At 52.2% G+C, this 14,745-nt stretch carries 11 protein-coding genes; 3 read left to right on the forward strand and 8 right to left on the reverse strand.

Features of this window, described 5'->3' with window-relative positions; all coding sequences use genetic code 11:
* Positions 1–24 precede the first annotated feature (24 nt).
* The 5 genes from ABE504_RS30160 to ABE504_RS30180 form a co-directional block, all read right to left on the reverse strand.
* The gene (locus ABE504_RS30160; protein WP_430096144.1) at positions 25–468 is read right to left on the reverse strand and encodes a cell wall hydrolase; all 444 of its coding nucleotides are present in this window, start codon (positions 466–468) and stop codon (positions 25–27) included.
* A 136-nt stretch (positions 469–604) separates the two neighbouring features.
* Positions 605–1,519, reverse strand: a complete 915-nt coding sequence (locus ABE504_RS30165) for a formylglycine-generating enzyme family protein (protein WP_430096147.1) — start codon at positions 1,517–1,519, stop codon at positions 605–607.
* A 107-nt stretch (positions 1,520–1,626) separates the two neighbouring features.
* Positions 1,627–2,166, reverse strand: a complete 540-nt coding sequence (locus ABE504_RS30170) for a chromate transporter (RefSeq protein WP_430096149.1) — start codon at positions 2,164–2,166, stop codon at positions 1,627–1,629.
* Between the two features lie 21 nt (positions 2,167–2,187).
* A complete protein-coding gene (locus tag ABE504_RS30175) occupies positions 2,188–2,835 on the reverse strand; it encodes a chromate transporter (protein WP_430096152.1) in 648 nt (215 codons plus the stop codon).
* 387 nt (positions 2,836–3,222) lie between these two features.
* Positions 3,223–5,178, reverse strand: a complete 1,956-nt coding sequence (locus tag ABE504_RS30180; protein ID WP_430096155.1) for a glycoside hydrolase 5 family protein — start codon at positions 5,176–5,178, stop codon at positions 3,223–3,225.
* A 143-nt stretch (positions 5,179–5,321) separates the two neighbouring features.
* Here ABE504_RS30180 and ABE504_RS30185 point away from each other — a divergent pair, with 143 nt between their 5' ends.
* Complete coding sequence (locus ABE504_RS30185) at positions 5,322–6,227, forward strand: helix-turn-helix domain-containing protein (RefSeq protein ID WP_430096158.1); 906 nt, start codon at positions 5,322–5,324, stop codon at positions 6,225–6,227.
* A gap of 72 nt (positions 6,228–6,299) precedes the next feature.
* Here ABE504_RS30185 and ABE504_RS30190 read toward each other — a convergent pair whose 3' ends face one another.
* The 3 genes from ABE504_RS30190 to ABE504_RS30200 form a co-directional block, all read right to left on the reverse strand.
* Positions 6,300–7,088 carry an alpha/beta hydrolase gene (locus ABE504_RS30190; protein ID WP_430096161.1) on the reverse strand — a complete coding sequence of 263 codons (789 nt, stop codon included), beginning with the start codon at positions 7,086–7,088 and terminating at the stop codon, positions 6,300–6,302.
* Positions 7,089–7,106: 18 nt separating this feature from the next.
* Positions 7,107–10,070 carry a polysaccharide lyase 8 family protein gene (locus tag ABE504_RS30195; RefSeq protein ID WP_430096256.1) on the reverse strand — a complete coding sequence of 988 codons (2,964 nt, stop codon included), beginning with the start codon at positions 10,068–10,070 and terminating at the stop codon, positions 7,107–7,109.
* Between the two features lie 202 nt (positions 10,071–10,272).
* Positions 10,273–12,573, reverse strand: a complete 2,301-nt coding sequence (locus tag ABE504_RS30200) for a helix-turn-helix transcriptional regulator (RefSeq protein WP_430096257.1) — start codon at positions 12,571–12,573, stop codon at positions 10,273–10,275.
* Positions 12,574–12,791: 218 nt separating this feature from the next.
* Here ABE504_RS30200 and ABE504_RS30205 point away from each other — a divergent pair, with 218 nt between their 5' ends.
* A complete protein-coding gene (locus tag ABE504_RS30205) occupies positions 12,792–13,772 on the forward strand; it encodes an ABC transporter permease (protein ID WP_430096163.1) in 981 nt (326 codons plus the stop codon).
* 12 nt (positions 13,773–13,784) lie between these two features.
* Positions 13,785–14,666: a carbohydrate ABC transporter permease gene (locus ABE504_RS30210; RefSeq protein ID WP_430096165.1), complete on the forward strand. Its 882-nt coding sequence runs from the start codon at positions 13,785–13,787 to the stop codon at positions 14,664–14,666.
* Positions 14,667–14,745: the final 79 nt, after the last annotated feature.

The raw sequence follows: 14,745 nt of genomic DNA on the forward strand, positions 1-14,745 counted from the left end.
AATAAAACTGTCTCTTTGTCATTTTTAAAACGTGTTGTACACATTTTGACATTCTTGCGCAGTTGGCTCGTAGAAGCAGTGGAGTTTGTAACGCCCTACATGCGGCTGGTTATACCATGTTTCCGGACATGGCTTCGGATTGGCCGCCGTTCCCGGGCGGAAATACCACAGCGAAAATTTGCCCGGCCAATGACGCTCGCCGTCTACCGCACGCTGTGCCAATCGGCGCTCCCGATCTCTGGCTTTTTGATAAAACTGTCCGTGCTGCAGCGCCTCAAATGCGTGGGGCTGATTGATCATCTGGGGAATCGTTCTAAGTCCTTTAAAATCGGAGCAATTTGCTCGGATTCGGTTAATGCCGACATTTCCGACGAGGAGCATGCCCATTTCTCCCTCTCCCTCAGCCTCAGCTCTCAGGAGCCTTGCCAGCATGTCAATATCGCTGCTTCTGGCTTTTACAACTGACAATCAGATCACCTCATAAAGTTGTTCTAGACTCAGCATATTGCCGATAAGAGGGATGTGTTACCCAGAGGACGGCTTTCATGATGCAAAAAGACGCCCAAACTCGTCGAAGTTTGAGGCGTCCTGTGCCCATCTTGATTTATACGTCCGCCGCGCAGCGGAAACCGATGTTTCCGGTTGAGCTGTCCGGCGTGTTTTTGCTGCGGGCCGCAACACGGTACCTGTTGCAGTAGGAGCGGTGGCACAGATACGAGCCGCCGCGCAGCACGCGGTTATCGCCTGCGGGAGGGCCGATCGGGTTCTCCCGCTTCTCCTTAAGATGATAGTTCGGGCTGAACCAGTCCGCGCACCATTCCCATACATTGCCGGATACGTTGTACAAGCCGTAGCCGTTGGGTTCAAAAGAGCGAACCGGCGCCGTGCCGGCGTAGCCGTCGCTCATATTATTTTTCACCGGGAATTTCCCTTGCCAAATGTTGCACATATGCTTGCCGTCCGGCTTTAGCTCGTCCCCCCAAGGATAACGCTTCTGCACAAGTCCGCCGCGCGCGGCAAATTCCCACTCGGCCTCGGTCAGGAGGCGTTTGCCTGCCCACTTGCAGTAAGCCATCGCATCGTTCCAGGAAATATGGATGACAGGATGATCCAGGCGCTCTTCAACGTTCGAATCAGGGCCCTCCGGATGAGCCCAATCCGCGCCTTCCACAGCCCACCACCACGGTGTTTGGTGCGCAGCATTTTGCACCTTGGCGCCAGTCGCTTCGGAGACAAAAAGGTGAAATACATAGGACCAGCCGAATCGCTCCGCCTCTGTCTTGTATCCGGTTGCGTCTATGAACTGCTTGAACTCAGCATTCGTCACCGTACACGGATCTATGTAGAAAGGTGCTACGCTGACTTCCCGCACAGGGCCTTCACCGTCAGCCGGGAAGCCTTCCCGGTCGTCTGTCCCCATCAGAAACTTGCCGCCTGACAAGTAAATCATCCCCGACTTGGCCTCACGCGTAGGCGTCTCTTCTTGCTTGGCGCCAAAACGTTCAAATTGAATATTCACGCTCGAGGAAGCTTCCTCGGACGAAGCTCGGCTTACTGAACAACAGGATGGTTTATTCGTTTCCATCTGAAACTTCCTCTCGTGTCCGACTTAAGTTATGCATACTCTCAACTAAATATAGCAATTCCGACCAGGGCCGACAAGACGATGGTCGCCAGCGGGTGCCATTTGTATTTATAGACAGCGATAAACACGCCTGCAGCAATCAGTATGGTCACGAGCACCTGCCAGTTGAACAGATCATGCATTTGGCCTGCGAAGCCGAAATGGATGGCCGCGTAAGCGATCAACCCTGTGACGACAGGCCGTAGTCCGTAAAAGGTTGTATGAACCGCCTTGCTCTTGTAAATCTTATAGAAGAACGAGGAAATAATAATGACGATGATCAGCGAAGGCAGCACCATCCCAACGGTAGCGACAGTAGCCCCTAGAAAACCCGCGGCTTTATACCCGACAAGCGTTGCGCTGTTCGTTGCAATCGGTCCAGGCGCCATGCCCGCTAGCGCGACGCTCTGGTTAAAAGCCTCAAGCGGCATCCAGCCATGCTGCTCCACTTCATGCTGAATAATCGGAATCATGGCGTATCCGCCGCCAAAAGACATGAACCCGATTTTCAAAAACGATATAAAAAGCTGCCATAACAGCATTCGGCTCTCCCCTCTCTCTTTTTAAATGCCGTCTGCGATAAAATAGTCGTAATGCGTGTAACCGTTATGCGAGGTGTGAATCGGTTCCTTGCCCTTTTCAAGCGTAACGCGGTAGCCCATCGCTTCTTTGACCTTGACCAGCACAACGCCGACGAACAGCCCGACGAGAATGATCAAAATCGGATTGATCGGCAGGATCAGCAGTAGGGCCAGAGATACGATCGCTGTGCCCAGTGTCGTTTTGTCATAAATCGCTGAGCGCCCCATGTTGTATGCGGCAAGGGCAATGAGTCCGATAATGGCGCCGTGAATGCCTTTGAACGCTGCTTCAATCTTAGGCTCTGATTGCATGAACACCAGGAATAGACTAAGAACAAGCGCAATAAGGAACGTTGGCAGCGCAATCCCGACAACTGCAGCGATCGCACCCCAAATACCGGCAAGCCGATACCCGATAAAAGCCGAAGCATTGACACCGATGCCGCCTGGCGCCGATCCTGCGATGGAGATAATGTCTGTCATTTCAGCCTCTTCCATCCACGCTTTCTTGCCGACAATTTCGCGCTCAATCACAGGAATCATGGCGTACCCGCCGCCGAACGTCGATGGACCGATCTTGAAAAACGTCCAGAAAATATCCAAGCAAAGATGAAGTTTACGATTACGCAAAATGGATCCCTCCCAAGTCCGTTCTTGTTACATTCATTATACCTTCCTTTAATCCAAAATGGAATAAACATTTTTAAATATAAGAAAAAAGACCTGAGAAAACTCGGTTATTGTTGGTTTCTAATTCAGTTAAATCCGATGGATTCACTAAGTTTAATTTAATTTGACATTAAGTCTATTGAATAACCTTAACTTATCGCAAAAAAGCCCGCCGAAAGATCAAAAGATCTTTGCAGCGAGCTCTGATGGGGGCGAGTCGCAAGCATTCCCCCAGCGTATTTAATAGCCATGCTCATGAAAAAACTTCAATGCCGAACGGAAACCTTTATTTCCGAAGGCTCTACAAACAAGCACAAACCCGTGCACCCTTCCGTCGTGCAGGCCAAATCATTTATAGAGCAGCACAATCAATCCGTCATTCGCCGGCACGCTGCTCATCCAGATATTCTGCGCGTCACTTCCTTCAGCATTTGACAGGGATGGAGCCTGGCCGTACCAGCAAGCCTCTACCTTCCAGCCTTCGGCCAGGATCAACTGCTTAACGCACGTGAGCGGTGAGTAGTTGATAATGACTGCAACTCTCGTGTGCTCGTCGATCGGGTGCTCGGTCACTCCCCAATTCGGCGTATTTGCCGTCACAACGCGACTGCTGCTGCGCACATCGGCGGATACTGCTTCGTAAAGCTTCCAAAATGGATTGTCCTCGGTCCGATAACTCGTCTCCTTGCTCTGCGCAATCGCGAGTTCTACAGGCACGGATAAGAAATAGACTGTTCCTTTCCCATAAGAGGCCTTCGTCAAGACGGGATTGCCGTCCTCCTCCTCGGCCAACACTTCGGCCCGGTCATTGCGGAAGGTGAGCTTGAACGAGACCGGGATCGCCATTTCAGCATCACCAGCACTAGCGGCCAATTTCAGCTCTGCCGCTTCCGCACGACGCTGGCGGTTCACCACCGTCAGCCCTGTCAGCTCAGCAAAATCGAGCGTGTAGCCGTCATCCGTAGACATATACAAGGTAGCCCCATCGGCTACTCTGCGCAGCAGTTCTTCCCAGCGCTGCTTGGGAATGCCCTGCACGCCGCTCAGGCTCGGCAGCATGTAGAGATCCGCTTGTTTTAACGGTTGATCTTCGAACTGATATTCGAGATCGAACCCTGCTTGTTTTGCCAGCATAAAAGAGCCAAGCGCCGCAGCCCAGTGATCCTGGGACGTATTGATGATGCAGACCGCCTCTGTAATCCGCGACGGCAGTTTCGGCATCGGAAGTGCCTCAATCGCCTTCTTGAGTTTGCCCATTTCCTGAAGAGCCGGCTTCACGCGGCCTTCTTCCGTCAGCAGGCCGAGCTCGCCCTCGCAGGCTACCCAGTCATATGGAGCATGCTGGAGCTTCGTCTGGTCGTTCGCACACCACCACAGCAAGCCATCCAATCCGTGCGCCCACTGAGATAGCATGCTGGTTCGCGCAAAGGCAGCCGCCGTTTCTTCACTGCACACCATAGGGCCCATCGTTCCCATCTCTTCGGCAAAGCACGGCTTGCCGCCAATTTGCCCATAAAACAAACTTTCCGCCGTCGCATGAATTGTAGGTCTGATTGTGTCCAGCGGATCAAAGTCCATGTAGGGCGTCCAGAATGGATACGGATGTGTCGTCAGAATATCCGTCAGCTCTCCCTGATCCTGCATCGTCCATTTCCCTGCTGGAAGCAGACTATGCATGCCCGAGATTAGCGGCCGGGAGCTGTCGGCGGCTTTGATCGCATTCCCAATGGAAGACGTCCACAGCCAAGCTTCTTCCCGACTGGCTACTTCCCCCATCTCATTGCATTCATTCCCCAGATCCCACGCCACGATCGTCGTACTGTGCTTCATTTCCGATATAAAATACCGCACAAACCGTACCTGCCAACGAATCGCATCCGGATCCGTCAAAATCGGCTTGCCCTCCAGTGCCGGAGGCACAAACAGCCTTCCGCTCATCCAGCCCGTAAGCAGTCCGACAATGAGCTTCAAGCCGTGGCGCTCGGCAATCGCGGTAAAATCCTTGAATCTTTCCATCATCACTTCGGAAACCCCAGCTTGTCCTGCAGGACTATCCGGGAGCCGCTCCTCACCGAAGCGATGCCCATGCAGCTTTCCGCGTCCGGTGTACAGGGTATGAATGGGTTGGAAATCCGGCCAAAGCGGGAAAACACGCAAAATTTCGACACCTGCTCCCGCCAGCCTTGCCAAATCCGTCTCAACTTGCTCCGGACGCCAATCCGACCACATCGCCGTCCCCGCATGGGACGCCCAGTAATTGACGCCAAGAAAGAACGGACTTTCTACCTGAATACTTGCATTCATGATGTTGTAACCCCTTCCGCTATGCCTCATACTTGACCACTTTTAGCCTACTAAAAATAAGGCAAGTAAACTATAATGAACATATTAAAAAGTATAACGATTCTACTATCGATTCATTGCCTGAGAGGAGCCGCGATACGCATATGACGAACATCACACCTTACTGGGAAGCGAACAAAGACCAATCGAACAGCGGCAGCATTGAACGCCCTTTCTATATCGGAACGCTGCAAACCACAACAGAAGGCTATTCGATCGGTCACCATTGGCATTATCATATGGAACTCGTGTACTGGGCTGAAGGCAGAGGTACGGTGACGACAGGCAGCTCGACCTTAAGCGTCGAGGCCGGCGATCTGGTTCTCATTCCTCCATGCGAAGTGCACGCTGTGTACGTTGAACCAAATCTTGCTACAAGCCATTATGTCATTGGGTTCGATCCTGAACTGATGTCGCCCATGCCGCAGCTCGCCTTTGACTTAAAATATCGCCTGCCTTACTCCCTCCACCGGGAGTTGAATTGGAACTTAATCAAGCTTCCGAATGAACAGAAGCAGCGATTCGAAAATATGATTACGATGATGCACAGCGAATTTACAACCAAGGAGACCGGTTTTGAACTCACCGTTACATCCGGTATCCACCAACTGATGCTGTTCTTGCTTCGCCATAGCTCCGTGCTCGCCCAAGCCGCTCCACAAGAGGACTCCCACAGCGGCGAGCGCATGCATACGTTTACCCAGGTACTCTCCTTCATTAACGACCATTCTCATGAAGAGTTGAATGCCGTCGAAGTCGCGCGCCTGGCTATGATGAGTTATAGCCGGTTTGCCACCGTTTTCAAGCAATTCATGCACATGCCGCTGCTCAAATACATTTTGTTTTTGCGGATCAGAAAAGCCGAGCAATTGCTGCTCGACCCTTCTAAAACGATTACGCAAATCGCCACTGAAACCGGCTTCAACCATACCAGTTATTTTATTAAGCATTTTCGCAGCCTAAAAGGCATATCGCCGAAGCAGTACCGGAAGCGGCTGCTCGGAAAGTAAATTGTGGTGGACTATGGGAGAAGACTAGGCCACAATTGAAAAGAATGGTCAACCGAGGGATGTGCCAAATCCTTACTTCTCCTTCTCAAGATCGCTTAAGAAGGTTTCCACTTCAGCCAGCGCCGCTTGCTGCGCCTCGGTCTGAACGCCGTACCCGAAGCCGTGGTCGACACCGGGCAGGACAACAAGCCGGGAACGGCCCCCCTGCCGGAGCAATCGATCATGGAAATCCTGCACTTGCGCCAATGGAATCAACTGATCCGCATCCCCATGAATCAGCAGAAATGGAGGCTCGCCCCCACGCAACCGTTCTATTGGGGACGCCATTCGATACAACGCTTCCTGCTCTCCGAGCGGATAACCAAGCAGATTGGCAATCGTATCCCTGCGGTCGAACATGGTGACAACCGGACAGTAGCCGATCACCGCATAAGGGACGGTCTCACGATCTTGCAGTTCATCCGATACGCCAAGCGGATCATCCGCCCCCATCGTACCCAGCATACCGGTAAGATGGCCCCCAGCCGAAGAACCTATGGCCACAATGCGACCAGCGTCAAACCCAAGCCTCCCGCTCTCGCGTTTCATATGCTGAATCGCCAATCTCACATCTTCAATCTGGGCGGGAAATCGAAACTGCGGCACCAATCTATAGCCCGCTGTAGCGCAGACATAGCCTTTATTCGCAAAATGTGCGCATACGTCCTGCCATTGCTCTTTGCTGCCCTTCATCCATCCCCCTCCATGAATGAAAAGGAGCGCCGTCTGCTTCCGAGACTTCCGGGGAAGGTACCAATCTATTTTTCGATTATCAGTAAAATTTTCAGAATAACAGTCGTTGTGTATTCTCTCCAACTCCACATCCTCCTCTTGCTTTCTCTAGTGATACACCTGTATCTCATCATAATAAAAAGTTCCCGTTAAGGCGATCGGCGAGTTCAAGTACACCTCACTCACCGAAGTAACAGCATTCCTGAAGCTTTGGTTGGCAACAACCTGCGTGCCATTGATATACAGGTCAAAGGTATCCGTGGCAGGCCGGGCCACAATCTTGAAGGTGTACCACGTATTGGCCGTGTATGTCTGCAGGTTCGTCTGGGTCGCACCATAGTAGGTGTACAAATCACCTGAAGAGCCAAACGCAACCGTTATGGCGCTAGTACCGGAGGTGTTCCTTACATGAAAGCCGGTCGTTGAACTCGTCTGAGCAGCCATGGCTTGGAACTCAAAGGTTGTTTCACCCGTTTGGGCGACAAAGCTTTTCTTCGCATATGTAAATGTCGTTGTCGAACTGTCCGCGAGCTTCATGCTCTTATCCGACGCACTTGGCACCGCAGCAATCGTAGTTGACGCGCCCGTCGGAGAATCCACCGTCCAGCCCGCAGGGGCGCTGCCAGTCGTTCCAGTGTCGAAATCTTCATCCATCAGCAGAACAGACGGTGTCGGTATAAAACTGAACTTGGCGTGAAACGTTTTTCCTTTCGCGTTGTTGACATTGACCGACAGCTTGATCGTTGGACTCAGTTGCGTCACATTAACTCCGGCGTCCACTGAGAAGATACTTGCCGCACTTCGGTTGATCTCAATCGCAATGTTACCGGTATTCAGCCGCGTAGGATCCGAGACAGCGACTTCGAAGTCATCGGTCGTTTCTTTCGTCATCACCGATGCCTTCTTGTTGCTGGAAATGAGGTTCGTGCCGCCGACCTGAATCCATTTCAGCGCATCCTCCCAGAAATTTGCGCCGATCACATTGATCGTTTTCTCCTTCACCGCTTGTGCGGAGGTCGAATTTTCCAGCACGTCAATGTCCGGAATGCTCGCGTAGCTGCTCATCTGCGCGCTTGTTTTGCCCGGCAGCAGCGCGTAGGTATACGCCTGATTCGTTGGATTCGTTCCGTGATCGAACCACAGCGCCTGGTAGCTTCTTGTGGCATTGGTCGTCGAACCGTTCTCGTTAATGGCATTCCAATTCCCGGTTCTCGCTTCCCGCAGCCCCTTCACCGTCGCGCCGCCCGGGAAGTAATAGCCCACATCCGATCCCGAACCGTTGCCCGCCAAATGCGCCCAATTGACACCGGATTGCGTCCAACTGGACGTTGCCGTTTCGTCGACACCATTTACCGTCAGCGTGTTGCTTCCCGCGCTGTTCAGCTTCCTGTTCTCAACAATGGTCTCCACCTTTCTTGCGATGCCATCCCAACCATTCCCTGTTTGACTCGAATCGGTAATGCCGGCGCCGAGCGCCACGACTTCGTCATCGAACATGAACCAGGACTTGAGCGCCGTCAGGCTGGAATTCCAGCCGTACAGCGACATGCCGGAGACGCCATACAAGCCCGCGATATCGGCGCCGCCGGCCCGGGCAGACGAGTTCCGATAGCTTGCACCCGAGTTGTTCGCTCTCGTCATCGTGTCTACCGTCGTGCCAGGCAGACGATACGGGTTGACGGTCGGCCAGAAGTTATCGTCGAATTGACTTAAATCGCTATCGTACACATACGTCATGCCATCGCCGGTATACCAGCCCTTCTTGTTTTCAATGTTATTGCTAAGCGATTCATAGGTGCCGATTCGGCTGGAGGACATGCTGAGTGCAAATCCGAAGCCAGGGCGCAGATGAACGGCGCGATCCATGCTGTAGAATTGCTTGTGCGCGATTAATTCACCGCGCGGCGTCACAGCGGAATTGTTCATAATACTCTTCGCCAGCACGATAATGGGAATGGGGCAATTCGTATAGAAGCTTCGGTACGTATCGGATTGAATCCAGTACTTCACCATTTGCTGAAAGGCCATTGCGTCCGCTGTGGGAGCAAAGGTCGACAGGCGCGTAATCGCCTGACCAATGGCGGCTCCCTTGCCGTGATCCGTTGAATAGTCGCGCGACATTTCCCGACCGCGGGTAAGGGCCATCAGTGAGCCTTTGTAGACGAATGGCTCGAACGAATCGTACACCCATTTGTACACATTGGCGACATCAGGATCCGTTATCTCCCATGTCGAGCCATCAAGCAGATAGAGCAGGTTAGCGATATCGTCAATCAACGAAAGCCCGTATCCGCCGTTGTAGGAGAAATACGCATGCTGAATAAAGGAGCCGTCCCGATAAAATCCGTCACTGCTCGTCACATAATCAAAGACAGGACTCAATGCGTTCTTGGCTGCGGTGATTGTGTCGCTGTCTTTGATAATGATGCCACGCAAGCCGACGACACGGCTTTTCCAGACGCGGTTTGCTCCTGATGAAGTCGCCGTGCCCATCATTTTTGTTGGATCCGACGAGAAATGATAGACAGCGTTCATATAATTCGTAATTTGTGTGGACGTGAGCTGATCGTACAGGAGAATGACCGTATCGTTGAGCGCATTGGGGATGCCGATTTCCCAATCCCACCATTTATCGTCCTCAGTCTTCGTCTCGTTATAGCGGTTCGTGTACAGCCAGTCCAGACCGGCAATAATAGCCGTCTTAAGCGAAGCATTGTTGTACAAGCTTGAGCCATACGTGGAATACGCCAACGCCATCGCATATAGACGATTATAGCTGCTCGTTACTTGCACGGTTTCCCATCTGCTGGCCAGATCGCTCCATACATAGGAGACCGGCGGTGTCGTCATCGTATCCCAGTACAACTGGGCTCTCGTGGTAATTGTCGTAATTTGTGCGGCAATATCGGGGTCCGAAGTGCTGTAGGATGTGCCGCCGGTCAGCATCTCCTTCCGTTTGGCGCGAAGATCGTCATACGCGTCCGAAGCGTGCGCTTGCTTCGACGGCAGCGCCAAGAACAGAACCGCCAGCATCACAAACGCAAGTAAAACGCTTACATTTCTTTTGAACATACTTGTCACATAACTTCTCCCCTTATCGTGAAATGTTGGCCAAGCGCCCTCCTTTCTGCGCTCTTGCCCTCACTATAAAGGGGATGTGCAATTTCCGGCAATTGCACATCCATTCTGAAGCCGTTTCCCGGCATATGACTTTCATGACGCCTGCCTCGCCGCTCCGAGAAGCGCGCTGCAGGCAGAGCAGCTCACGGGCGCGCTATTTCGCCTGCTCGCGAAATTGTCCCGGCGTAATCCCTTCGTACTTCTTGAACAGCCGGTTGAAATACGGCGGCTGGTACCCGACACTCAGTGCAATGTCGTTAATTTTATCATCTGTCTCCAGCAAAAGCGCCTTCGCTTTATCAAGCCGATACATCGTCACGTAGTCGATGAACGTCATCCCTGTGACCTGCTTAAAGCCTAAACTCAGCTTTTTGGCATAGGTGCCGTGAAGGTCGGCGCAGCCTTCCAGGGAAATATCCTTGGCGTAATCGGTATGGATCGTGGACAGCACATTCTCTACAAGCCGCTTCAACTGCATGTCCTGCGTGCTGTGAAGCCGATGAACATAGGGCTTAACAATATGCTTCTTGATCCAGAGCAGAATTGCTTCCGGCTCCTGCAATTCCGACAAATGCAGCCAGATATCCACCCCGTCGTTCAATTCCAAAGGGTTGAAGCCAGAAAGCATAATGGTGTTCTGCATATTGCCGCAGAGCTGCAGCAGCCCTTGCCGAACATCGAGCTCCTTTACCAGACGCGATTTCAGATGACCAAGAAACTCATTTAGTTGAACGTCCAGTTCATTCTCTTGCCCCGATCGCAGCGCTTTGAGTATAGCCGCTTCCTCTTCGAATGGATAGACAATCACATCATGACCGCCGGGCAGAATGTCATCCACATCCATCACCTGCTGCTCGTCGCCAATCGTCCGGTGATTCAGCGCATTGCGCGCATTTTCAAAGTAGACCGGCAATTTATGCAGTTCCTGCGTGCTCGCGCCGACGCATACCGTCACTTCAACTTTGAGCAGATTGTTGAGCGCAGGCGCTAATGTCTCAGCAAAGTGAAACAGGCTTGTCCGAATCTCCTCCAACGGAATCGTCGGATGCGCATGACTGACGAGCACGCCCAAGGTCAAATCCTGAAAGTTAATGGTATTCGTTTCCAGATGCATGCCCTCGGCTAATTCCTGCGTAATGTTCACGGCCGCAAATGTAACCAGTTGCTCATCTCCAGGAGAGAATTTGCCTTCCGATCTGTACAGTCCCAACAGCTTCACCGCGATGACCGAAAACGACCTCCCCTGCACATCCCACCCATACTGCGCCATGTGGTCTGCGAGTTCCTCCTCGCTCAGAAACGACAAGTGCCCCTGCATCAACTGAATCAGGAAGCTTTCCCGAAGGGAAGGCAGCTGTCGATCCACCCGCTCCTGAAGCATCTGACTTTCCCGCGATAAATTTTTCCATGCGTCGGCGATCGCAGCCAGTTCATCAGATGAAGCCGCCACGCGGCCGGGGAATAGCTGCTGCATCAGCTTCCGCACCGGATTATACATGTGCCGGAAGGAATACCAGGAGAGCGCCAAGGCCAGAGCCACCCCGAACAAGCCGGTCGCAATCATAATCCGCGAAAGCGTCTGCACCGGCTTGGTCATTTGGGAAAGCGGCGTAGCCGCCGCCAGCGTCCACGTATTCCCCACACGGTTCATGCCTCCATATGAGACGGAATACGCTTCCTGTCCCCAGGTTTCAATTGCAGAGGATTTATCAGTGTGTTGAGGATGACGGATGGAGTCAATCAGTTCTTTGTCCAGCACGGTCGGTTCTGTCAGCGTATGTTTCCCGAGCGAAATCGCATCGCCATCCTGCTGGATCAGCACGGTTGCGCCCGTTCCTTCCGAATCCAGCTCGGCTATCAGATTATTCAGCTGCTTGGCGCTGATCTCAACGACGAGCGCAGCTTCTGTTCGCACCAATCCCCCCGGCAGCCGCACGATCAGCATATACGGCGCAAATTCCCCCGAATTCGTCTCAGCGATCGTTCCCCGCGGCGTCCAGTATACATCTCGTTGATAAGAGGCCAGCTCACGGTAAGTTTGCAGTTCCTTCTCGCTTTGGACAACACGGATTCCCGAACTTTCTTTGATCACGACCTGCTGTTTGTCCAGATACAGCGTAACTTCTTCGATTAGAGGATCCGACGCTTTAATCCAGGACAGCGCTTGATAGATGGCGCGCGTGCTCTGAAAATCCTTGTAAATCTCCAAGTCCGAATAGGCGGCCCCCAGATTCAAATTGAAGGACCATTGCGCCATAATCGTCTCCAAATGAGTAAGGTTCTGGCTGATCCGTTCCGTTGCATAGGCAACTTGATTGCGATGGGTTTTCTGTGCCTGCGCTTCAATCTGCTGTGTCCCCAGCACATAAAGCATAATGCCAATCAGAGCCGCGGGTGCGCAAGCGCTGAGAATCGCGATGAATAGCCCCTTTTTTCGATACTGCTGCCGCCACATTTCGCTCACCTCTTCGTCCTTATCCTCCGTAAATGTTTCTTCATCATATAAGAAAAACAGCTTCGATTCCAACCTTTTTCTGTAAAAAACAGCTCCGGAATCATTGTCCAATCGCAGGAAATTGTCCGGAATATGTGTCTAATTGCCGGAAATGCACGGCACGTTTACAGTGGAGTCAGACAACCGCAACCAATCTCATTCAGAAACAGGTGACACTTATGAAATCATCGATAACGCCAGATGTTCCCATGCCTGCATTAAACAAGCCCGCCAAGGCAGCGAACAAATCAACCTTGCGGCAACGCTGGTCTGCGATTAAACGAGATCGGATGCTCTATCTGATCGCCTCGCCAATGCTGCTCTTCTTTCTTCTATTCAAATACGTGCCCATGTGGGGGGTTCTTATCGCCTTCAAGGATTACTCTCCTTTCGCAGGCTTTATGCACAGCCCTTGGGTAGGTCTTCAGCACTTCCAGCGGTTCTTCGGCGAAGACAGCTTCTTCCTGCTGCTGCGCAACACTCTTGCCATTAATTTGCTCAATCTCGTCTTTTTCTTCCCGCTTCCGATCCTCCTCTCGCTGATGTTGAACGAAGTCAAGCTGGAGTGGGTCAAACGCATTATTCAATCCATTATATATTTGCCGCACTTTCTGTCCTGGGTCATCATTGTTGGGATTACGTATCTGATGCTTTCCACCTCCAGCGGTTTTATCAATAAGCTGCTGGATGCCGTCGGACTCGATAAAATCGAATTTCTCACCAACCCTAATATGTTCTGGGGGCTCTTGACCCTCCAATCCATCTGGAAGGAGGTGGGTTGGGGAACCGTCATCTTTCTCGCGGCGATCGCCTCCGTCGATACGCAGCTCTTTGAAGCGGCAAGAATCGATGGCGCCGGACGCATTCGCCAGATATGGCACGTGACCTTGCCCGCCATTCGCAACGTTATTATTATCCTGCTTATTCTTCGCGTCGGACATATGATGGACGTGGGCTTCGAACAAGTGTACCTCATGATGAACGGCGCCGTCTCCGAAGTCGCGGATGTCTTCGATACGTATGTCTACCGAAGCGGCATTCAGCAGGCGCAGTTCAGCTACAGCACAGCCGTCGGTCTCTTCAAATCGATTGTCGGTGTCGTGCTCGTCGTGATTACGAATCGCCTTGCCAAGAAATTCGGCGAGGAAGGCATTTACTAGGAGGTCTTGACTATGAACCACAAATCCTTATCCGACCGCTGGTTTGAGGGAACCATTCTTGGCGCGTTGGTGTTGATCGCGCTGGTCATGCTTTTTCCTTTCTACTATATAACCACGGTTTCTTTTACATCGCCGATTGAATACTTGCAGAAGACGATTATTCTGCTGCCGGACAAGTGGACGCTCGACTCTTACCGTTACCTGCTTTCCAACAATGTATTTACCAAAGCAGCCGGCATGAGCACCTTCCTGGCAACCGTCGGAACTGCGCTTAGTCTCATTGTCACTTCAGCCGGTGCTTACACATTATCCCGGAAAAGGCTGCTGGGCCGACGCGTTCTGCTCATTCTGATTCTTATGACCACCTTGTTCAATCCGGGGATCATCCCGCCTTATCTCGTCGTGCGCGAGCTTCATTTGATCAATACCGCCTGGGCGCTGATTCTGCCAGTGCTCACCAGCGGCTGGTATGTGATTCTGATGAAGGGCTTCTTTGACAGCATTCCGGACGAACTGGAAGAAGCCGCGAAAATCGACGGCGCCACCGATCTCGGCGTCTGGTTCCGCATTATTTTACCCTTATCGCTGCCTTCGCTGGCCGCATTCGGACTTTTCTACGCCGTCGCTTACTGGAACACCTTCTTCTCCGCCGTGCTGTATATCACGAAGCCAGACTTGCGTCCGCTGCAAGTTGTGCTGCAGATGCTGCTCATCGATTCGTCCAGCTCCGCCTCGGGGGAAATCGCCAATCAAATGGCCGGCGATGTCCAGATTCCAACGGATACGCTCAAAATGGCGGCTGTCGTCATCGCTACGGTGCCGATTCTGGTTGTCTATCCGTTCTTGCAAAAGCATTTCGCCAAGGGGGTGATGGTCGGCTCCGTCAAAGGCTGACATCTGACGGAATTTTGCAAGGACTGCTTATATGTTTTTTTAACCCAAAATACGCTATGATACACAAGGGAGGTTATTC

Origin of the sequence: Paenibacillus oryzisoli (assembly GCF_050467285.1) — a bacterium.
Taxonomy (GTDB): domain Bacteria; phylum Bacillota; class Bacilli; order Paenibacillales; family NBRC-103111; genus Paenibacillus_E; species Paenibacillus_E oryzisoli_A.